Genomic DNA, 21,217 nt, shown 5'->3' on the forward strand with positions numbered 1-21,217 from the left:
CAGGGCGGTGTCATTTGCTTTAGTATATTATAGCATTAGCGTCTGAATGGTGCAAAGAGTTATTATTCTAATAAGTATCAATTTTATATAGAAATTTTGAAAACAGGATGTGCCGGTTATATTCCTCTAAAACCCGTTTGTTTTTTAAGGAAACCGTAAAGAATGTCGCCTTTTTTCAAAATATCTATTGACATTACTAATTATTAAGAGTACTATAATTTAAACCGCATAAATGCAGTTTATCTTCATATAGACTCATCATGAGTGGCGGAGGGACTGGCCCTAAGAAACCACGGCAACCATTCTCAGGAAACGGTGCCAATTCCAGCGGATTTTATCCGAAAGATGATGCAAAAATCCCCTTCATCTTTCATGAAGGTTTTTTTATTATAAGGAGTCGCAATGATTGAATTAAAGCATATAACGAAATTATATGGCAATTTCAAGGCACTGGACGACATCAACCTGACCATTAAAGACGGAGAAATCTTCGGTATCGTCGGGCAGTCGGGTGCCGGCAAATCCACCCTGGTCCGCTGCATCAATATGCTGGAACCCCCGACTTCCGGAGAAGTACTCATCAACGGCAAGGATATGATGAAACTTTCTAAAAGCCAGCTTCGGGAGGAACGAAAGAAAATCGGCATGATTTTCCAGCATTTCAACCTGCTCGCCAATCGCACTGTAGCAGGAAACGTAGCTTTTCCTCTGGAACTTTCCGGCGTACCAAAAACTGAGCAGAAAAAAAGGATTGATGACATCCTTGATGTAGTAGGTTTAACAGAATATAAAGACAAATATCCGGCCCAACTCTCCGGCGGACAGAAACAGCGTGTAGGCATTGCACGCGCCATTGTTTCCAATCCAAATGTACTTCTCTCCGATGAAGCCACAAGCGCCCTTGATCCGGAAACCGTAAAATCTATTCTCTCCCTTTTGAGAGATATCAATAAAAAACTGGGCATCACGATTATCCTCATCACCCATCAGATGGAAGTAATCAAGGAAATAGCAGAACGGGTAGCAGTTATTGAAAAAGGGAAAATCATCGAAGAAGGTTCTGTTGTGGATCTCTTCACAAATCCTCAGACTGAAACGTTGAAGAAATTCGTAGGTTCTGTTATGTCCTCCGATGTACCGGAACAGCTTTCCCATATGAATATCACTGCAAAGAAGGAATCTGACTCCGACCAGACTGTTGTTTCCCTAAAATTCCGCGGCGATGTAGCCAATGAGCCAATCATTGCCAATCTTATTCGCAAATATAATCTGGATGTCAGCATTCTTTATGGATCCATCGATTATATCCAGAATGTATCCTTCGGACGACTCATCATTATGATTGACGGCGATGAAAGAAACATGAATGATGCTCTCAGCCATCTGAAAGAATTACCAATTACAAGCGAGGTGATCGGATATGTCCGCGGTGATAACTAATCTTCTTTTAAAATCCCTGGCCGAAACCATTTACATGCTGGTTTTCTCCTCCCTCATTTCCGCTCTTGTAGGCATACCACTCGGTATTCTTCTTGTAGTCACTGAAAAGAATGGAATTCTAGCCTGTCCGGTGCTCAATAAGCCTCTGGCCTTCATTATCAATATGGTTCGTTCCATTCCATTTATCATCCTCATGGTTGCCATCATTCCATTCACCAGACTGATTGCAGGGACCTCCATAGGTACAACTGCTGCCATCGTTCCCTTGACGCTTGCCGCTATCCCCTATACAGCACGTATGGTAGAAACATCCATCCGTGAAATACCGTCCGGTCTTATTGAAGCTGCTGAATCTATGGGTGCTTCCCCACTCCAGATTATCTGGAAAGTCCTTATTCCGGAAGCTCTCCCTTCCATTATTGAAAGTTTGACTGTAGTCATCGTATCCCTCATCGGTGCATCTGCCATGGCAGGTACCATTGGCGGCGGCGGCCTTGGTGATCTGGCCATCCGCTATGGTTATCAGCGTTTCCAGGCAGATGTAATGATTGCTACCATCGTAGTTCTGGTCATCGTAGTACAGCTCATCCAGTTCATTGGCAGCAATCTGGCCAAGAAAATGGATAAACGGTAATGCAGTATGTAAATGAGCGTTTCGCTCTTTATATAAACCGCATCCTTACATGCGGCTCATTTTCAAAAGAGAAAGGAAGTCTTAATATGTTGAAAAAATTAGCAATTGCCGGCCTTTGCGCACTCTCCGCAGCAGCAATCATCACCGGCTGCGGTTCCAGCCAGAAACCGGCAGCTTCTTCTGCAGCCGCTGCACCGCAGGAAAAGAAAGAAATCACCGTAGGCGCGACCGCAGGCCCCCACGCGGAAGTCGTTGAAGCCGCTGCAAAAGAAGCCGAAAAGAACGGACTCAAAGTGAATGTCAAGGAATTCTCTGACTACATCACCCCTGACCAGGCCCTGGCTGATGGCGATATCGATCTCGTCGTATACCAGCATGAACCGTTCCTGAAGAATTTCAACAAACAGCATAATACCGACCTTGTAGCCATCGGCAAAGCCATCCTCATGCGCATGGGCATCTATTCCAACAAATACCGCGATCTGAAAGCCATTCCGGACGGTGCCGTCGTTTCCATTCCTAACGACCCCACCAATGAAGGCCGCGGCCTGGAACTTCTTGAAAAAGCAGGTCTCCTGAAGCTGAAAGAAGGAGTCGGCATGAAAGCTACTCCGGCAGACGTGGTTGAAAACCCGAAACATCTGAAATTCAAAGAACTTGAAGCTGCCCAGCTGCCAAGATCCCTGGATGATGTGGACCTTTCCGTCATCACCATGAACTATGTCATGAGCGCTGGTCTTTCCCCGAAAGACCAGGGCCTCTTCTGGGAAGATGAAAATACTCCGCTGGCTGTCATGATTATCGCCGCAAGAAACAAAGACAAGGATCAGCCGGCCTATCAGAAATTCGTCAAGTATTACCAGTCTGATTCCGTCAAGAAATTCATCGCTGAAAAATACAAAGGCACCATCGTTCCATCCTGGAAGTAATTTAATCGCTCAGGAAACAGAAAAGCAGCCCGCTTTTGCGGACTGCTTTTTTTACTGGCAGATGCTCCCGGAATGTCTTCAGATCAGAAATGGTATTTTCAGCCCAGTTTTTCACTTCCATCGGAAAAGGAAAAATCGGTTGGCAGAAACGGCTTGATATTGTCCGTAGACGATGCAGAGGCCGTTTCCGTGAATGCTTCAAAAATAGCCATATCCAGACCATCATAGACATAGGAGCATTCAGGGTGCCACTGGACTGCCCACAGGAATTTTTTGGACGGTGCGTAAACCGCCTCGATCAGCTCATCTTCGGAATAGGCCATAGGAACGAGCCCGGAAGCCAGTTTTTTGATAGCCTGATGATGAAGGGAATTGACGCCCATGCAGGACACGCCCAGACGGTCATGCATCGGAGTTCCCGGAATAATGGTATTGAGATGAGCCACCCAGTCATAGGAGAAATCCATATTGTGTTCCAGTGCATGAAGAGACGGACGTTCAGAATGGATATCCTGATACAGAGTGCCTCCCATCATCACATTGAACAGCTGGAGTCCTCTGCAGATACCGAGGACTGGTACATCATGTTCCCAGCAGTAACGGAACACCATGGTTTCCAGTTTATCTCTGGCCTCACATACATATCCGCAGCGGTCGGATTTCTTCTCTCCATAAAGGGCGGGGGAAATATCGGGACCACCGGTGAAGAGGAAGCCATCAAAATCATCACGAATCTCTTTAAAATCCTCTTCAGAAAGGTGCAGGGGAAGGATGACTGGTATTCCGCCCGCTTCACGGACCCCATCCATGTAGCCCGGCAGCATCCATATACTGTCCTTCTTTTCATCCCACAACGGCATAACTCCAATCTTTGGCTTTCGCATAGTAAGCACCTCCAGTAACGATGGCGGAAAGCCTCTGCCGGAAGCTCAATCCGCCGAAATCAGAATGAAATAAAAACTATAAACCCATTTCCTTCCTAAAAAATAGCGGCACCTGCCCGGGAGAGCAGCGCCGTTACTGACCTTTTTAAGCAAAAGACGCTGCTACATGAGCAGCGCCTTTGCTTTTATGAATTTCTATGCCTGAATTATATTTGATTTCTACTCCTTTGTCAAATGATTCCCTGTCTAAAATTAATCTATAACGATATACAAATGATTTAACCGACTAAAATCATTTTTACACCCCTATGATATAATATTAGTGTTTAATCTATATTGCATAGTAAAGGACCATCTTATGCGTCTATTGCAGCTATTTCCTGCTCTTACGGTAAAAAATTACAGAATCTTCTGGATCACCCAGTGGGTGGCCCTCATTGGTTTCTGGCTCCAGCTCACGGCCCAGCAGTGGCTGGTGTACACCATGACCGATTCTGCTTTCCTTCTAGGCCTTCTTTCAGCCTGCCAGTTTGCTCCCAGCCTGTTATTTACTCTTTTTACAGGCTTCTGGATTGACCGGCACAACAAAAGAAAAATCCTTCTGGGCACCCAGTGCACCTACATAGCGCAGGCCGCTCTTCTCGGGCTGCTTCTCTGGACAGGAAATGAAACTTACCTCTGGATTCTGTTTTTTGCTTTTTTCGTCGGTTCCATCGATGCCTTTGATATGCCTGCCCGCATGGCCTTCATGCCGGAACTGGTAGGGAAAAAAGCCCTTCACAGCGCCATCAGCCTGAATTCTGCCAATTTCAACCTCACCCGCATGATCGGACCGCTGCTTGCCGCATTCCTGCTCAATTATATTTCCTACAGTTCCATTTTCTTCCTCAATGCCCTCTCCCTCATCCCCATCGTCATCGCCTACACCCGGATGAATGTCAATTCGGTGGTTGAGGAAAAGCCGGAAAGCCACCCGCTGAAGGAAATCAGGGAAGGTCTTCTCCAGGCGCATAAAAATCCCGTTATATTCAAAAACCTCATTGCTGCCGGTCTGGTGAGCGGCCTGATATTAAACCTGGGGACCTATGGGCCTCTCTTTGCAGACAGAGTTCTTCATGCGGGTATCAATGGGTTCGGATCCATTCTTTTTGCCGCAGGCACAGGCTCCATGATCTGCGGCGTCCTCTCGGCTATGGCGAGCCGCCAGTTCTCCCGGAAATTCATTTTTGGAAATGCCATCGCCTGCGGTCTTACTCTTATGGCAGTCAGTCACGTCAGTTTCCAAATTCCTGCTCTCACCATATTCGGTATCCTTGGCTTTTCACTGACTCTTTTCCTCATCAACTGCAATGCCTCCATCCAGATGGCCTCTCCCAAAGAATACCTGGGACGCATCATGGGACTTTATACCTTTGTATTCCTCGGAAGTGCTCCTTTTGGATCTCTTCTCGTATCCACGATTATCGAATTCATCGGAACATCCATGGGACTCCTCGTAGTAGGAGCTTTGGAAATAGGACTCCTTTCCATCTTCGCCCGGCCTGATGAGAAAAAGTGATGAAAAATAACAAAACCTATCAAAAATCTTCATTTTAAAATAGTTTCATCCCCATAAAAAAGCAGTGAAAGCGCAAGCCTTCACTGCTTTTTTATGGCAGAAATACAAAGCTCCCAAAGCGTTATTTTTCCAGCTTTTCTGCCTTTCTTAATGCTTCTTCTCCCGCTTCAATGACTTCTTTCACGGTAATTTCAGAAATGGGGGTATATTTACCGGATGCAATGGTCTTATTCACATGTTCCGGTCCCATGGGCATGTCACAGGAAGAAAGGGCTTTCGAACAGGGCCCCAAGGGATGATGGAATTTCGCATTGCTGGGACCGAACATGGCAATCGTAGGCACGCCCCGGCTGTCAAAGACATACATGGGACCGCTGTCATTCGTAAAAGCCAGATTGCAGCGCCCGGCGGCCGCCATGAATTCTCCCATGGAAAAATGGCCGGCCGCAATGATATATTTCTTTGACTTCATCACGGAAACCGCTTCATCGATGAGGGGCCGCTCCGAAGGAACCCCGAAGAAAACAGGAATCAGCCCTTTTTCAGCAAAATGGTCTGCCACTTTTCCGTAATTTTTCGCCGGCCAGTTCTTTTCCTTTGTAGAACTTCCTACGGAAAGGCCCACAAGGCGGTCATTTTCCGTAATACCTTCAGAAGCAAAAAATTCATCCGCCTTCTTTTCCCATTCCGGAGACGTGTAGGTCCGCATACCATGATGAGAAAGATCCTTCACGCCCAGCCTCTCCAGCACTTTGAGGTACTTGTCCACGGCATGGGAATTGTAAGTCTCAATGGTCATGGGCCAGTCCATAAAAAGCTTATCAATCCGCGTACCAGCTTCCCCGCCCCAGTGCTTCGGATGCATGGCGAGGGCCAGCATGGTGCTTCTTGTAGTCCCATGAAGGGTGAGAAGGATATCCGGATGAAGAGCGCCGATCTTCTTTCCCACTTTCCAGGTGGCGGCCAGCCCTTTTTCCTTTCCATGACGGTCAAAAGGAATGAGGACGTCGATATCCGGATTGTATTTTACCGACTCCAGGAACCTCGCATCCATGACAAGCACGATTTTGGATCCCTTTGCTTCCCTCCGGAGCACTTCAAGGAAAGGGGTAATGGAGACCATATCCCCGAAATAAAGCATGTATATGATGACGATTGTCTTATTTCTCAAATCTGCCTGTACTTTTAAATCGCTCATGCCTATTCCTTACGTATCTTATGAATCAGGGAAGTGGTAGAATAGCCGTCCACGAATGGAAGGATTTCCACTTTTCCCGCATACTGCCGTCCTGCCACTTCTTCCACTTTATAGTCCCCGCCCTTGACAAGGATATCCGGTTTCAGATGGGAAAGAAGTTCTTCCGGCGTATCTTCATCAAAAATGACCACTTCATCCACACAGCGCAGCGCTGCCAGCATGAAACTCCGGTCTTCTTCATTGTTCACCGGTCTTTCGGGACCCTTCAAAGCCCTCACAGAGCGGTCTGAATTGAGGCCGATGATGAGATGCTGCCCCAGAGAGGCCGCCTGCTGGAGGTAGGTAATATGCCCCCGGTGAAGGATATCGAAACAGCCGTTGGTGAAGACGACCGTTTCCCCATGGGCTTTCCACCGTTTTACCTTTTCCTCCGCTTCTTCCCGGGAAAGTGGCAGGTAGGAAAGGCGTACATCCCTCCGTCCCAGCCAGGCCTGAATCAGTTCATCCCTTTTCACCTGATAGGTTCCGACTTTGGAAACCGCAATGCCTGCCGCTTTATTGGCCAGCTCCAGGATGGTCTCCATATCCATTTGGGCTGCCGATGAAGCCGCAATGACTGCCATAACCGTATCTCCTGCGCCGGACACATCGAATACGTCCTGGGCCACGGAAGCGCGATGAATGGCTTTATTTTCGGAAATACAGGTAATGCCCTTTTCCGAACGGGTCACGAAGAGATGGGTGAGCTGGAATTTCTCCCGTACCTCTTGTCCCGCTTTCAGGATGGCCTCATCCTCATTGGGCACGTCCCTTCCCAGGCAGTCCGATATTTCCTTGATATTGGGCGTAATGCCATAGGCTCCGGTATACTTGGTCCAGTCGCTTCCTTTGGGATCCACCAGTACAAGAACCGAATATTTCTTCCCAAGACTGATGATTTTCTCAGAAAGGGCATCCGTAATCATGCCTTTGCCATAATCGGAAATCACGATGCTGCCCAATCCCTGGCGAAGCAGATTTTCCAGCCAGCCGAGGAGCTTTTCCGTTTCCTCTTCCGAGAGCGATTTCTTTTCTTCATAATCCAGCCGCATCATCTGCTGCCGAGCGCCAAGAATACGGATTTTGGCCGTAGTATGGTAATCATTATCCGTAATGATACCGGACGTATCGATGCCCGCCTTCTGAAGGAGTTCAGACAGAATGGCGCCATCTCCATCATTGCCTTTCATGCCCGCCGCATAGACAAGGCAGCCAAGAGACGCCAGGTTCGCTGCCGTATTGGCAGCCCCGCCTAATACGTCTCTCTGTGACTGGACAAGATTCACCGGTACCGGGGCTTCCGGGGAAATACGGTTTACTTTCCCTGTGATATAACGATCCGTCATAAGGTCGCCAATGACGGCAACCTTGATATGAGTGATTTCATTTTTCAAAAAATTTTCACCAGCCTGCTGCATAGGTTCTCCTGTCTTTCTTCATTTTGCTGCTTTCTGAAGGAGCTCGTCCCAGGAATTCCACACCACTTCCGGGCGGAAAGACTCCATGGATTCCCTGGCTCCTTTCCCCAGCTTTCTCCGAAGCTCTTCATCCTTCATGAGAGCTGCGAGGGCCTTGCTGAAGGGTTCCGGTCCTTCCTCTACAAGATATCCGTTTACGTCGCTTTTTATCAGTTCATTCACCGATGAACAGGACTTATAGCCCACTGCCGGTATCCCGACTCCCATGGCTTCAGAAAGAGCCAGCGGGAATCCCTCATGATGGCTGGGGAAGGCAAAGATATCCGTCCCTTCCCAAACGCCCTTCATATCCTTCGTCGTTCCTTTAAGGAAGACCCGGTCCGTGAGGCCTTTCTTCTTAATAAGGCTCTTCAGGGCAGTCACATAAGCCTTGTCATAGGTATCACCCCAGATATGGACCTGCCAGTCCGGGGAATCCCTGGCGATGAGGCTGAAAGCCTCTACCAGAAGATGCTGACGCTTGGTCCGTCCCGTGACCCTTCCCACATTGGTAATCACATGGACGTCCCTGTCCTGCCCGGGATCCGCAACGAGATCCGGGATATTGACGGCATTGGGGATATAGACGAAATGGTCGTAATCCAGATACTTTTCCGCCTTACCGATAAAGGAAGGCATGAGGGCCTGAATATAGCGGCTCTTTTTCAATGCGCTTTTTTCTTCTTTCGGGGAATGAAGAAATATTTCATCGGGATCATTATGAAGCATGGAAATCACAGGAATCTTTGTGGAAATACAATCCAGAAGAAGACGGCCCGTAGGTTCGCGGAATGAAACAATGACATCCGGTTCTGTTTCTTCCAGCACCTTCTGAAGCGCCTTCTTCCCCTTGAGGAGGATTTCATAATTCCTGTTTCTTGCCCCTTCCTTACTGAAGGCGCGGGTCACTTCACGCATAATCATGTCAAAGGTGCCGACTTGGATGGCTTTCATGCCCTTCATATGGAAAAGATTGTACAGTTCGACGCCATCCGGCAGAGGATAGAAAGGAAATCCTTCTTTTTCGTCAGCCATGACGACGGAAACTTCATAATTTCTGTCTTTCAGGGCAGAAGCCATGCGGGAAAGGACATGCTCAATACCGCCGCTGTAGCCCACATACTTATGCAAGTTGGCCAGTAATACCTTCATAGTAACACCCGTTATTTCACATGGTAATAATCTTTATACCAGGCTGCGAAATGAGACAGTCCCTCTTTCAGCGAAGTGGAAGGCTTGAAACCGAAATCCTTTTCCAGTTCGCTGATATCCGCATAGGTCTGATAGACGTCGCCGGGCTGCATGGGCAGGAATTCCTTCTTTGCCTTTCTACCGATGGCATCCTCAAGGATTTCAATGAATTTCATGAGCCGCACAGGATGATTATTTCCGATATTATAGACTTTGTAAGGATCGCTATCCTGATTCGGCTTTGCCGGAGATTCCAGCATGCAGCAGATGCCGTTTACGATATCATCCACATAGGTGAAGTCACGGAGCATATCGCCGTTGTTATAGACCTGAATCGTCTCATTTCTCACAATTTTATTGGTAAATTTGAAATAAGCCATATCCGGACGTCCAAAAGGTCCATAGACGGTAAAGAAACGGAGCCCCGTGGCCGGGATTTTATAGAGATGGGCATAAGTATAGGCCATGAGTTCGTCCGATTTCTTTGTTGCCGCATAAAGACTGATGGGATGATCCACGAAATCGTCGGTAGAGAAAGGAACTTTTTCCTGATTCCCATAGACAGAGGAACTGGAAGCAAAGAGAAGATTTTCCACAGGGTAATGACGGCAGGCTTCGAGGATATGGAAAAAACCAACGATATTGGACTGGATGTAGGAATCGGGATGATCAATGCTGTAGCGCACCCCTGCCTGGGCAGCCAGATTGACCACAATATCCGGATGAAAGGCAGTAAAAACTCCAGTCACTGCCTCTTTGTCGGCCAGGTCGCCTTTGATAAAGGTATAGGGGCCCCCTTTGCACTTCAGGTCTGCCAGGCGGTCTTCCTTCAGTTTCGGATCATAATAATCATTCATATTATCGAAGCCGATGACTTCATACCCTTTTTCCAGCAGTTTTTTACTCAGATGATAGCCAATAAAGCCGGCACCGCCGGTGACAAGAATTTTTTTCATAGGGTTCACTCCTGTAATTCAATGATATTATTCCTTATTATACCAAATCGGCCGCTTCCATGGGACCCGTTTCAAAAAAGGGACTCACGATTTCCAAAGCTTTTCCGCGCAGTCTGCCATGCGTTCATAGCCAGTGCGGTTTGGATGAATGCCATCCGAATAATAACGGTCATCTGCAGGAAGAGCTTTCTGAAAATCAATGAAAGGAAGGAAAAGTTCTGCAGACAGGCTCCTCAGGAATTCGCCATACTTCTCAAGATCTTTCTGATTGGCCTCAAAGAAATCTTCCTGCTGCCAGCCGGTGTAAATGCTTTTCTCCGTAGCCGGAATGGGAATGCCCAAAGTCAGGGGCACTTTTTCTGAAATATTTCCAACTTCTATCTCTACAATTCTTTCCAGTACGTCAAGGCGGAGACCACAAAGGATATCATTGGTCCCGCCCATGAAAAAGAATCCTTCCGCTTTCCCCGGGCGGGTCGTAAAACCTTCCATGAGGTCAAAAATATCCCTCACCCCTGTCCCGCAGGCACCATGGTTATAGAAAGAGATTCCCTGTATTCTTTTATCCAGCAGTTCCACCCATCCCTGTCCGGGAAGGACGCCAAAGCCCGCCGTCAGGCTGTCTCCAAAGCAGTGGATGATTTTAATTTCCTTTTGATTCCAGCTTTTAGTCATAACCCTTCACCTCATGTCCATCATATCACAGAAAGAACTTTTTCATATCTGTTTCCATAAAAAAACAGCCTCTCCGGAGAGAAGCTGTTCTTTGATTATTCTTCCACTGTTATATTCTTTCTTGGTTTCTTGAACCCATGGATTCGTTCAATGACGATGTAAAGCATAGGTACAATGAATACCTGGAAGAAGGTGGCAGAGAGCACACCGAATACAACGGCAATACCCATTTCGGAACGAGAATTGGAACCTGCGCCCGTAGAGAGGGCCAACGGTACGTTACCAAGGATGAAGGCAAAGGAGGTCATCAGGATCGGGCGGAGACGAATCTTCGATGCTTCAATGGATGCTTTGACGACTTCCATTCCTGCGTCGGTACGGACTTTCGCATATTCGACGATCAGGATGGCGTTCTTTGCGGCCAGACCGATGATAGTGAGAAGACCAATCTGGAAATAAATATCGTTATACACATTGAAGGCAAAGGCACCAAGGCAGGCTCCAAAGAACCCGGTCGGGATACCAAGGATGACGGAGAATGGGACTTTCCAGCTTTCGTAGAGAGCTGCCAGGGACAGGAATACGAAGAGCATACCGAAGGCCAGTGCATAAACTGTCTTGCCGCCGGCTTCGCGTTCCTGTGCAGAAGATTCAGCGAAAGCATAAGAATAACCATTTGGAAGAGTCTGCTTCGCCACTTCTTCCAGCGCATCCAGTGCCTGGCCAGAGGAATAACCATCTGCCTGGTTACCGCCAATCTTGACAGCCGGGAAGTTGTTATAACGGGTAATGACAGCTACGGCATTCGATCTCTTCGGGGTAATGAAGTTGGAAATCGGAACCATATTGCCATTATTGTCACGAACGGTAAGGAACTTGTTGTCATTCACGCTCATACGGTATTCCGTGTCTGCCTGAACGATAACCTTGTAGTTACGGCCGAAAGTGGTAAAATCGTTGACCTGGATAGAACCATAGTAAGTCTGAAGGGCTGTGAAGATATCGCCCACGTTGACACCATTCTTGGCTGCTTTTTCACGGTCAATATTGAAATTATAAGAAGGAGTATCCATACGGAACGTGGTGTAAGCCATCTGGATTTCAGGACGCTGGTTGGCAGCAGCCAGGAATTCACCGATAATGGCCTGCATGTTTTCGTTGGAATCGCCGTTCTTATTCTGAATGTACAGAGAGAAACCGCCGGAGTTGCCAAGGCCCGGAATTGGAGACGGGTTCAGAGGCATCAGGGATACGCCAGGATGGGTGGCATTGAAGGCAAAGCCCTTGGCCATGACGGCATTGATCTGTTCACTTGGAGCCTTGCGGTCATCCCAGGGTTTCAGCTTGATGAAAGACAGGCCGGCATTTGGTTTCTGTCCATCGGAAAGAATATCAAAACCTACAACACCCTGGGTCGTATCTACAGCAGGATCTTCCTTCATGAAATTAAGGAATTCCGTGACATACTGGGCCGTACGGACGTTGGCAGAGCCTTCGGGCAGGGAGAATGCATTCAGGAAATACCCGTTATCTTCCTGTGGAATAAATGCGGTCGGCAGTTTGATAAACATGAAAACTGCGAGCACGAAGAGGACTACCAGGGTACCAATTGGGAACACAATGGCATGAGCCAGTTTTTCAAGGATAGCACCATACACTTCAATCATATGATCAAAGCCATCATTGAACTTGTCCCACATGCGGTCAAACCGACCTTTGTCGGCTTTCTTCTTTGCCGGTTTCAGGAGGCCGGCGCAGAGAGCCGGGGTCAGGGAAAGTGCGGTAAATGCAGAAAGCAGTACGGAAACCGCAATGGTCAAGGCGAACTGTTTATACAGGATACCCATAATGCCGCCCAGGAAAGCAACTGGCACGAATACGGCAGCCAGAACGACGGCGACGCCGATTACCGGGCTCTGTACCTTCGCCATAGCTGCGACAGTGGCTTCTCTCGGCTGCAGATTGTTATACCGCATTTCATATTCCACGGCTTCAATGACGACGATAGCATCATCGACGACCAGCCCGATTGCCAGAACCATGGCAAAGAGGGTCAGTGTATTGATTGTAAAACCAAGGACGTTGAAAGCTGCAATGGTACCCAGCAAAGATACCGGTACGGCAATCATCGGGATGATGGTAGAGCGCCAGTTCTGCAGGAAGATATATACAATGATTGCTACGATAACGAGAGCTTCTACGAAAGTATGAATAACTTCATTGATAGAGGCGAAGATGAAATCCGTATTATCCGCATTGATGACGTAAGTCATGTCATCGGGGAAAGTCTTGGCATCTTCTGCCAGTTTTGCCTTGATGGCACCGATGGTTTCTACGGCATTGGCATCATCGGTCAGGGAGAAAGCAACGGTAGCGGCTTCTTTTTCACCGGCACGGGCGATAAAGTCAAATCCCTTTGCCGCCAGCTGGATTCTGGCCACATCTTTCAGATGAAGAAGGCTGCCGTCACTGTTGGTCCGAAGAACGATATCCCCGAATTCCGCTTCCGTCACGAGACGGCCTTTGGCGGTGATGACATACTGGAAAGGCTGATCCTTGGTGACCGGAGCCGCACCGATATGACCGGCTGCAATCTGCTGGTTCTGGTTCGTGATGGCTGCAATGACTTCGCCGGCAGTCATATTGTTCTGGGCCATCCGGGTCGGGTCGAGCCATACACGCATGGCATAATCGGAACCGAATTCCTGAACCGTGCCGACACCGGGAATAGATTTCAACTCATCCAGGTAGTTGATACTGAAATAGTTTTTAAGGAACGTATCGTTGTATGTACCATTTGGTGAAATCAGGCTGACTACGAGTGCCATATCGCCAGAGGACTTTCTGGTAGTAACACCGATCTTTCTAACTGTCTCCGGAAGACCTGCGTCAGATGCGGTAACCCCGTTCTGTACACGGACTGTTGCCATATCGGAGTCCGTACCCGTCAGGAACTGTACTGTCAAAGAGTAGTTACCGGTGGAGTTACTGGAGGATGACATACTGTCGAAACCTTCGACACCGACGACGTTCTTTTCTATGACTTCTGCCACCGTCTGGGCCACGACTTCTGCATCAGCGCCTGGATAAGTTGCTCTTACGGAAACCTGGGGAGGCGTGATTTTCGGATAACGGTCAATTGGAAGACTGAAACAGGAAAGAATACCGGCAATGGAAATGACCAGTGCCACAACGATGGCGAAGATAGGACGTTTAATAAAGAAATTAGCCATAGTCCCTCCTTACTTCTGTGATTCCTTGGTGCCGCCCTGATCCTTGATGGAATCGGCAGCAGACGCTTCGAGGGCTTCCTTCGTAGTTTCACTTGGATCCACAGGCTGTCCTACCTGGACTTTATTCTGGCCTTCTACGATGATGACATCGTTTTCATCAATACCACTGGTGATGATGGTATAAATACCATAAGTGCCGCCAAGCTTCACGGCTTTCTGGGCTACTTTTCCATCGACTACGACGTCAAGCATATCCTTGGCCAGGAGCTGGATCAGAGCCTTTGTCGGAACGAGGATGGAATTCTTTGCAATTTCATTATCAGAAACAAGGGCTGCATACATGCCCGGGACAAGGATGTTATCCGGGTTCGGGAAGGAAGCTTTGAGGGAGAGCTGGCCGCCGGTCAAAGTCGGATTGACCTGTACGATCTTGCCGGTGTGTCCATAAATGGAACCGTCGGAAAGGCGGATTTTCAGGGCATCCCCCAGCCTGCCGGTGGCATTGCCATCTTTATTCAGGGAGAGGTATTCATTTTCAGACATATCGAACTGCACGTAAATGGGGTCCGAATTGGAAATCGTGACGAGAGGAGTCGTGCCGGCTGCGGCAAAAGTCCCGACGTTTACGTCATCCATGGAAAGGGTACCGCTGAAAGGAGCTGTCACGATGGTATCGTTCAGGTTGTGGGAAGCAATTTCCACCTGGGCCTGAGAAGCTTCGAGGACTCCCCGGTATGCTTCGGTAGCCGCCTTCTGGCTGTCATAAGCCTGACGGGAAATGGCGCCGGTGGCAATCAGCTTTTCATAGCGGGCCAGATCCCGGTTGGCATTTTCATAGTTGGCAGCGGCCTGGGCAGTCTGTGCCTGGGCAGCGGCGAGAGTGGACTGATAGTTTCTCGTATCCAGACGGAAAAGAGGCTGGCCGGCTGTGACTCTTTCACCGCCGGAAATGAACTTTTCCGTTACCGTACCGGAAACCTTGGCCCGTACCGGCACTTCCTGCAGAGCCAGTACGGACCCGGTGTATTCACGCATAATCGGCGTATCGGACCTGAACGGTTTGAATGTGGTCACCTTCATGGCCTGCTGCTGAGCAGAGGCGTTTTTGGATGACCCGCAGCCTCCGGTCACGGCAGCGGCGGAAAACAGCAATCCTGCCGCCAGTACTGCGGCTGCAATCTTCTTATATTTCATAAGGTACCCCCTTGCAAAAGAAAGTGGGAAGGTCAGCCCTTCCTCCTTGAAACCTTTCTCTCTTTTTAATCTTACTTATTTTAGCAAACAGTTGACTTTAAGTCAATATAAATGGTAAAACAATACCTCCAAAATGATAGAAAATTTTTTTTGAATTCTGTCCCCTCTTTTATATCCTGTCCACCGGTACCTTGACGACTGCTTTACGCAGTTTTTCTGGTCCCTTTTCTCCCATGCAGAGAGGACGATGAAGATCGGCGGGGAAGAAAATGGCAAAGCGGCCGGTGGTGAAATAGATGGATGATTCTTTTTCATTGGATTTAAAGAAATAAAGATCCCTGTCCTCATGGGCCTCGATGATTTCTTCCTTTCCGGAAGCCGGATGGACGCCGATCCACTCCTCATTTCCTTTGATTTCAAACTGGATGTCGACGAATTTTTTATGACCTTCCAGTTTCCTGTCTTCTTTCGGTTCCGTGCATGGGGACTCTACAGACATCTGGCAGCCAAGAATGTCATATTTGCCATCCTTTTTTTCCGCAAAGGGAAAATCTTTCACCGCCTCGAGGCAAAGCAGAAGAAATGAGGGAATCTGTTTTTTATAGGCATCCAGATGGTTGATATCACCGGCAATCATGATGATCCTCCTTATAATGAAAAATGTTTTTGTTTTTATCATACCACAATTTGAAGGAAGTCCTCAATTTTTCAGAGGTAATAGATGCTCACCTGCCAGAATGAATATGCCTGTTATACATACACTGTCAATTGAATTTCTATCTGTCCCTCTGAATTGACACTGCCCACAATCTATGGTATAGTTTCAGTTAATCACAGATTTGCGATGAAGAGAAGAGTATGCGGAAAGGACCGGCAAAGAGAGCCCCGTCTGGTGAAAAAGGGTGCGGAAGATTCTGCAGAAGATGGACTCCGAGCAGGGATGGCCGAATCATGAAGTCTCCCGGGTGCGCCCGATACAGCGCTCAAGTATCAAGGCATCTGCCGGCGTACCTATAGAGGTTTCTTCAGCAATGAAGAGATAAAATTGGGTGGTAACACGAATCTTTCGTCCCTTTGGGAGGAAAGATTTTTTATTTTCAAAGGAGGTTGTATGCCTTTCTATAATGGAACACTGTTCATGATTGACAGAAAAGAAATGCTCCGCTATGCGGGCATGAATCCAAAGGCGCCTGACTTCCCAACAGAAATGGTGGATGAGGCCATCGAAGAGGCCCTGGCCCTGGCGGAGCCGAAGGGCATTTGGAAAGTCCTCCCCTACGATCCGGAAAAAGGACTCATAGAGGGCAGACCGCCTCTCCAGCTTACAGGAAACAGCATCCGTCATCACCTTTCTTCCTCTTTCTCCGTGGCCGTCATGGCTGTCACTGTAGGAGATGAAATAGAAAAAGCTTCTGATGATGCTTTCAGAAATGGCCGGTATGTAGAAGGGCTTCTTCTTGATGCCGCCGCGACTACGGCCACGGAACATCTGGCAGACCAGGTAGACCGGCTCATTCAGAAAGAAGCGGAAAAAGACGGACAGAAAACGGCCTGGCGCTTTTCCCCGGGCTACGGGGACTGGCCGGTTACGGCACAAAAAGAGTTTGCCCGTATCATAGAAACAGATCAAATCGGTATTTCCGTAACGGACCATTCCATGCTGTTTCCAAGAAAATCAGTTACTGCCATTATCGGTATTTCCAAATGCAGCCAGCGCCCGGCGCCGGCCAAGTGCAGGACCTGTTCCCTTGTGACCTGCCCATTCCGGCATTAAATGTCTATAATAAGAAGAAAAATATTTTTATAAAGGAGAATCTGTATGATTTTATTTGACGGAGGCATGGGCACCATGCTTCAGAAAGCCGGACTTCCCACCGGCGGCTGCCCGGACTATTACAATATAAGCCATCCTGAAATCGTTCAATCCATTCATAAAGCTTATGCGGAAGCCGGAGCCCATTACATCACCACCAACACCTTCGGTTCCTCCCCCATCAAGCTTTCCGATTATGATCTGCAGGACAAAGTAGAAGAAATCGCAAAAGCTGCCGTAGCCAATGCGAGAAAAGGCGGCGGGAAACAAATCGAAGTTGTGGGAGATATGGGTCCGACAGGAAAATTTATTGCTCCTATCGGAAACCTGTCTTTCGATGAAGCCTGCGAAAATTATTACCGCCTGGCCAAAGCCCTTGCCGATGCGGGAGCAGATGCCCTGATCATTGAAACGATTATTGATATCCAGGAGATGAAGGCTGCCCTGATTGCTGCAAAAGCGGCTGCCAAACTTCCTGTTTTCTGCACCATGACATATGCAGAAGACGGACGTACCATTCCAGGCACTGACCCAATTACCGCGACAGTCCTTCTCGATGCGCTGGGAGCTGATGTCATCGGAGCCAACTGCTCTGTGGGGCCGGACAAACTGATTGGTGTTGCAGAAAAAATCATTTCCTCTACCAATAAGCCTGTCATCATCCAGCCAAACGCGGGCATGCCGGTCCTTGAAAACGGAGAAACCCGGTTCCCCCTAGGGCCTGAAGAATTTGCTTTCTATGTGCCGGAGTATGCAGCTCTTGGCATCGATATCATGGGCGGCTGCTGCGGCACTACACCGGATCACATCAGGGCCCTGAAAGAAGCCTTCGACAAAAATCCCGAAGCAGAAAGAAAAACGGTGAAACCCTTTACCGCCCTCACTTCCCGCACAAAAACCGTCTTCATCGGTGATGATTATGCACCGGTCAAAATCGGTGAACGTATCAACCCCACAGGAAGAAAGAAAATGAGAGAAGACCTCCAGCGGGGCAGTTTTGTTTCCATAAAGAAAGAGGGCCTTGCCGAAGTGGCAGCCGGGGCTGATGTACTGGATATCAATATGGGGGCCCCGGGCATTGATCAGGCAAAAGCTATGGTGACTGCCGTATCTCAGCTTTCCATGCTCTGCCCGGTTCCCTTCTCAATCGACAGTACGGATCCGAAAGTGGTGGAATCCGCACTCAAAGTCTATCCCGGCCGGCCGCTGATCAATTCCATCAATGGCGCTGATCTGGAAGCGGCAGATCAGATTCTTGACCTGGCGAAGAAATATGGTGCCGCAATTCTCTGTCTCCCCCTGGAAAAAGGAAATCTTCCCAAAACGGCGGACGAACGGATCCGCGTGGCCAAAGGACTCATCGAAAGGGCTCTTTCCCATGGACTTAGAAAAGAAGATATCCTTTTGGATCCTCTGGTCCTTACCATCGGTTCCTCTGATACCGGTGCCAGGGAAACGCTGCGAACGATTTCTCTTTATAAAGAAGAATTCGGTCTTGCCTGCGTCATGGGTACCAGCAATGTATCCTTCGGCCTTCCTTCAAGACCACGGATCAATGCGTCCTTCCTTACCATGGCTTTTGCCTGCGGTATGAATGCCCCCATCATCAATCCCCTGGATCAGGGCATTCAGGATGCTTTCATCAATGCCAAACTGTTACTGGGCTTTGACCCCGGAGCCATGAACTTCATCAAAGCCGCATCGGTTTCCTCTGAACCGACTTCTCAAAAGAAAGAAGTTTCCACCCTTCCCCTGCTGGAACAGCTCCGGGAAGCGGTCAAGAGCGGAGATAAGGAAGAAGCTTCAGGCCTGGTGAAGATAGTCCTTGACAGCGGTATTTCTTCAGAAATACTCATTAAAGAGGGCCTCACAAAGGCCATGACGGAAATCGGCGACGGCTATGGTGCGGGTAAAGTATACCTGCCCCAGGTCATGATGGCCGCGGAGGCCATGCAGGCTGCTTTCAAGGAAATCAAAAAACTCCTGCCCGATATGAAGTCCACCACCAAAGGCACCCTTGTCATAGGCACTGTCAAAGGGGATATCCATGATCTTGGAAAAAATATCGTTTCTGCCCTCATGGAAAACAGCGGTTATAAAGTCATTGATCTTGGCAAGGATGTGGAACCGGAAACCTTCATCAAAGCAGTAAAAGAATACAAAGCAGACCTTGCCGGTCTCTGTTCCCTCATGACCACCACCCTTCCTGAACTGGAAGAAACTGTCAGACAACTGAAAGTGCTCACACCGGAAACAGATATCCTTGTCGGCGGAGCCGTCGTAACCCAGGATTATGCCAACAGAATCGGGGCACCCCATTATTGCAAAGACGGCATTGCGGCTGTCCGCATAGCCGATGAAACAATAGAAAAGAGGAATAACGGATGACTACATTAAAAGAAAAGAATCAGCAGCACCTGTTCACTATTACTACCGAACTGGATCCTCCCAAAAGTGCTTCCTCCGCTTCTACCGAAGCAGATGTAGTAAAAGTTGCCCCCTATGTGGACGCAGTCAATATCGCTGACTGCCCCACGGCCCGTCTCCGCATGAGCCCCATTGCCCTTTCTTCCATTATCCAGAGCAAATATAACGTGGAATCCATTTTCCACCTCACCTGCCGGGATAGGAATGTAATCGGCCTTCAGGCTGAACTCCTGGGCGCTTATGCCCTGGGCGTCAGGAATATCCTCACCCTGACCGGTGACCCGCCCACTCTGGGAGATCATCCGGAGGCCAAAGGAGTCTTTGAAGTGGACTCCACGGGGCTGATTGAAATTGCCCGCTCACTCAATGAAGGCCATGACCTCACAGGTCATGAACTGGGACAGCCTACTGATTTTTACATCGGCACCACTGCCGGAGTAGGCGAAGATATTGAAAAAGAAGTAAGACGCCTCGAAGGCAAGAAAAAGGCGGGTGCCCAGTTTGTCCAGACCCAGCCGATTTATGACCTTTCCCAGGCGGAAGAATTCCTGAAAGCCGCAAAGGGGCTGGATCTCCCTATCCTCTTTGGCATCGTGCCCCTCAAGTCTTACAAAATGGCCAATTACCTCAATACAAAAGTCCCCGGGATTTACATCCCTCCCCAAGTAATGAAAGCCATGGAAGATGGCGGACGGGAAACAGGCATTGCCCTTTCCAGAGAGCTCGTACAGGGGCTCATGGAAATGGGAGCTGCCGGTGCCCATCTCATGCCGGTAAAGGATGTGGATGCGGTTCCTCTCATTGTCAAAGGGCTTAGATAATATTTTCCATAAAAAAAGAACTGTGGATATCACAGTTCTTTTTATTTTACTTTTTATCGCTGGAACTTTCTGATTTCTGCTTTCTTCTCCTGCTGTAATACCAGATCCCCCCATAAATAAGGCTGACAAGGATAATCAGCACCGTCAGGCGCATGAAATTTTCTTCCAGATGGACGAGGTCGTGCCCCAGCACCACTTCCAGTGCAGTGGAAGGAAGTTTGCCAATGAGGCATCCCAGGGCATAATGGCGGAAATGCATACTGGATAAAGCGGCAATGGCAGTGACTAAACCATTTGGCATATACGGAATCGCACGGGCGGCGGCCATGGCCTGCCAGGAATCATAGGAATCCAGTTTTTTCAAAGTTTTACTTCTGGCAATAATATTGGCCGCCATGCCCCGGAAAAGGACACGCATGGCATAGAAAGAAATAAGTACCCCTGTTGTCTCGGCCAGCCAGGAAATAATGATACCCCAGAAAAGGCCGAATATCAGGCCGTTAGCAGTAGAGATAAAAATGGATGGAAGAAAGCCTACGATATTGATGACCACATCGATAAAGAAACTCATTGCTGCGGCATACATGCCAAAGCTTTTCAGGTAATGAATAGTCCCCCGGAGGTCTCCGTCCCTGGACAAATGATAAACCGTGGGATAAAAAGTAGGGTCAATGAAGTGGATGGAAACAAGCACCAGCACCAGCAGGCCCAGTATGGCCAGCCTGAAATTCCGCTCCCCCTTTTCATCCCAGTTTCTGTATTTCATGC

General features: G+C 48.5%; 17 protein-coding genes, 1 riboswitch and 1 other annotated feature. Of the genes, 7 read left to right on the forward strand and 10 right to left on the reverse strand.

Annotated elements, in window-relative coordinates; genetic code table 11:
- Positions 1-252: 252 nt before the first annotated feature.
- Positions 253-352: riboswitch (SAM riboswitch) on the forward strand.
- 50 nt (positions 353-402) lie between these two features.
- The 3 genes from QZN42_RS02330 to QZN42_RS02340 all read left to right on the forward strand — a co-directional run bounded on the left by QZN42_RS02330 (position 403) and on the right by QZN42_RS02340 (position 3,003).
- Positions 403-1,440: a methionine ABC transporter ATP-binding protein gene (locus QZN42_RS02330; protein ID WP_296954119.1), complete on the forward strand. Its 1,038-nt coding sequence runs from the start codon at positions 403-405 to the stop codon at positions 1,438-1,440.
- Positions 1,421-2,074 carry a methionine ABC transporter permease gene (locus QZN42_RS02335; protein WP_296954120.1) on the forward strand — a complete coding sequence of 218 codons (654 nt, stop codon included), beginning with the start codon at positions 1,421-1,423 and terminating at the stop codon, positions 2,072-2,074. The genes QZN42_RS02330 and QZN42_RS02335 overlap by 20 nt, the downstream gene beginning before the upstream one ends.
- Positions 2,075-2,160: 86 nt before the next feature.
- Complete coding sequence (locus QZN42_RS02340) at positions 2,161-3,003, forward strand: MetQ/NlpA family ABC transporter substrate-binding protein (protein WP_296954121.1); 843 nt, start codon at positions 2,161-2,163, stop codon at positions 3,001-3,003.
- A gap of 98 nt (positions 3,004-3,101) precedes the next feature.
- Here the strand turns inward: QZN42_RS02340 and QZN42_RS02345 are convergent, their stop codons facing one another.
- The gene (locus QZN42_RS02345; protein WP_296954122.1) at positions 3,102-3,887 is read right to left on the reverse strand and encodes a gamma-glutamyl-gamma-aminobutyrate hydrolase family protein; all 786 of its coding nucleotides are present in this window, start codon (positions 3,885-3,887) and stop codon (positions 3,102-3,104) included.
- A gap of 358 nt (positions 3,888-4,245) precedes the next feature.
- On the opposite strand from QZN42_RS02345, the gene QZN42_RS02350 reads away from it, so the two are divergent.
- Complete coding sequence (locus QZN42_RS02350) at positions 4,246-5,445, forward strand: MFS transporter (protein ID WP_296954123.1); 1,200 nt, start codon at positions 4,246-4,248, stop codon at positions 5,443-5,445.
- Positions 5,446-5,566: 121 nt separating this feature from the next.
- Here the strand turns inward: QZN42_RS02350 and QZN42_RS02355 are convergent, their stop codons facing one another.
- From QZN42_RS02355 to QZN42_RS02390, 8 genes are all read right to left on the reverse strand, one after another.
- Complete coding sequence (locus QZN42_RS02355; RefSeq protein ID WP_296954124.1) at positions 5,567-6,643, reverse strand: glycosyltransferase family 9 protein; 1,077 nt, start codon at positions 6,641-6,643, stop codon at positions 5,567-5,569.
- Positions 6,644-6,645: 2 nt separating this feature from the next.
- A complete protein-coding gene (gene rfaE2 / locus QZN42_RS02360; RefSeq protein ID WP_296954125.1) occupies positions 6,646-8,100 on the reverse strand; it encodes a D-glycero-beta-D-manno-heptose 1-phosphate adenylyltransferase in 1,455 nt (484 codons plus the stop codon).
- 18 nt (positions 8,101-8,118) lie between these two features.
- On the reverse strand, positions 8,119-9,291 hold the full coding sequence (locus tag QZN42_RS02365) for a glycosyltransferase (RefSeq protein ID WP_296954126.1): 1,173 nt from the start codon (positions 9,289-9,291) through the stop codon (positions 8,119-8,121).
- An 11-nt stretch (positions 9,292-9,302) separates the two neighbouring features.
- Positions 9,303-10,286, reverse strand: coding sequence for an NAD-dependent epimerase (locus QZN42_RS02370; RefSeq protein WP_296954127.1), 984 nt, complete (start codon positions 10,284-10,286; stop codon positions 9,303-9,305).
- Between the two features lie 84 nt (positions 10,287-10,370).
- Positions 10,371-10,961, reverse strand: a complete 591-nt coding sequence (locus QZN42_RS02375; RefSeq protein ID WP_296954128.1) for a GDSL-type esterase/lipase family protein — start codon at positions 10,959-10,961, stop codon at positions 10,371-10,373.
- A gap of 95 nt (positions 10,962-11,056) precedes the next feature.
- Positions 11,057-14,194 (reverse strand): efflux RND transporter permease subunit, encoded by a 3,138-nt coding sequence (locus tag QZN42_RS02380; protein WP_296954129.1) that lies wholly within the window; start codon positions 14,192-14,194, stop codon positions 11,057-11,059.
- A gap of 9 nt (positions 14,195-14,203) precedes the next feature.
- Complete coding sequence (locus QZN42_RS02385; RefSeq protein WP_296954130.1) at positions 14,204-15,388, reverse strand: efflux RND transporter periplasmic adaptor subunit; 1,185 nt, start codon at positions 15,386-15,388, stop codon at positions 14,204-14,206.
- Positions 15,389-15,557: 169 nt separating this feature from the next.
- Positions 15,558-16,025 (reverse strand): YhcH/YjgK/YiaL family protein, encoded by a 468-nt coding sequence (locus QZN42_RS02390; protein WP_296954131.1) that lies wholly within the window; start codon positions 16,023-16,025, stop codon positions 15,558-15,560.
- 198 nt (positions 16,026-16,223) lie between these two features.
- Positions 16,224-16,465: a binding site (T-box leader), on the forward strand.
- Positions 16,466-16,499: 34 nt separating this feature from the next.
- On the opposite strand from QZN42_RS02390, the gene QZN42_RS02395 reads away from it, so the two are divergent.
- From QZN42_RS02395 to QZN42_RS02405, 3 genes are read left to right on the forward strand one after another with little or no spacing between them, the layout of a single operon-like run.
- Positions 16,500-17,162, forward strand: coding sequence for a vitamin B12 dependent-methionine synthase activation domain-containing protein (locus QZN42_RS02395; protein ID WP_296954132.1), 663 nt, complete (start codon positions 16,500-16,502; stop codon positions 17,160-17,162).
- A 45-nt stretch (positions 17,163-17,207) separates the two neighbouring features.
- Positions 17,208-19,589, forward strand: a complete 2,382-nt coding sequence (locus QZN42_RS02400) for a homocysteine S-methyltransferase family protein (RefSeq protein ID WP_296954133.1) — start codon at positions 17,208-17,210, stop codon at positions 19,587-19,589.
- A complete protein-coding gene (locus QZN42_RS02405) occupies positions 19,586-20,449 on the forward strand; it encodes a methylenetetrahydrofolate reductase (protein ID WP_296954134.1) in 864 nt (287 codons plus the stop codon). Before QZN42_RS02400 ends, QZN42_RS02405 begins: the two co-directional genes overlap by 4 nt.
- A 46-nt stretch (positions 20,450-20,495) precedes the next feature.
- On the opposite strand, the gene QZN42_RS02410 is transcribed toward QZN42_RS02405, so the two are convergent.
- Complete coding sequence (locus tag QZN42_RS02410; protein ID WP_296954135.1) at positions 20,496-21,215, reverse strand: TVP38/TMEM64 family protein; 720 nt, start codon at positions 21,213-21,215, stop codon at positions 20,496-20,498.
- Positions 21,216-21,217: the final 2 nt, after the last annotated feature.

Origin of the sequence: uncultured Dialister sp. (genome assembly GCA_900314595.1) — a bacterium.
GTDB lineage: Bacteria > Bacillota > Negativicutes > Veillonellales > Dialisteraceae > Dialister.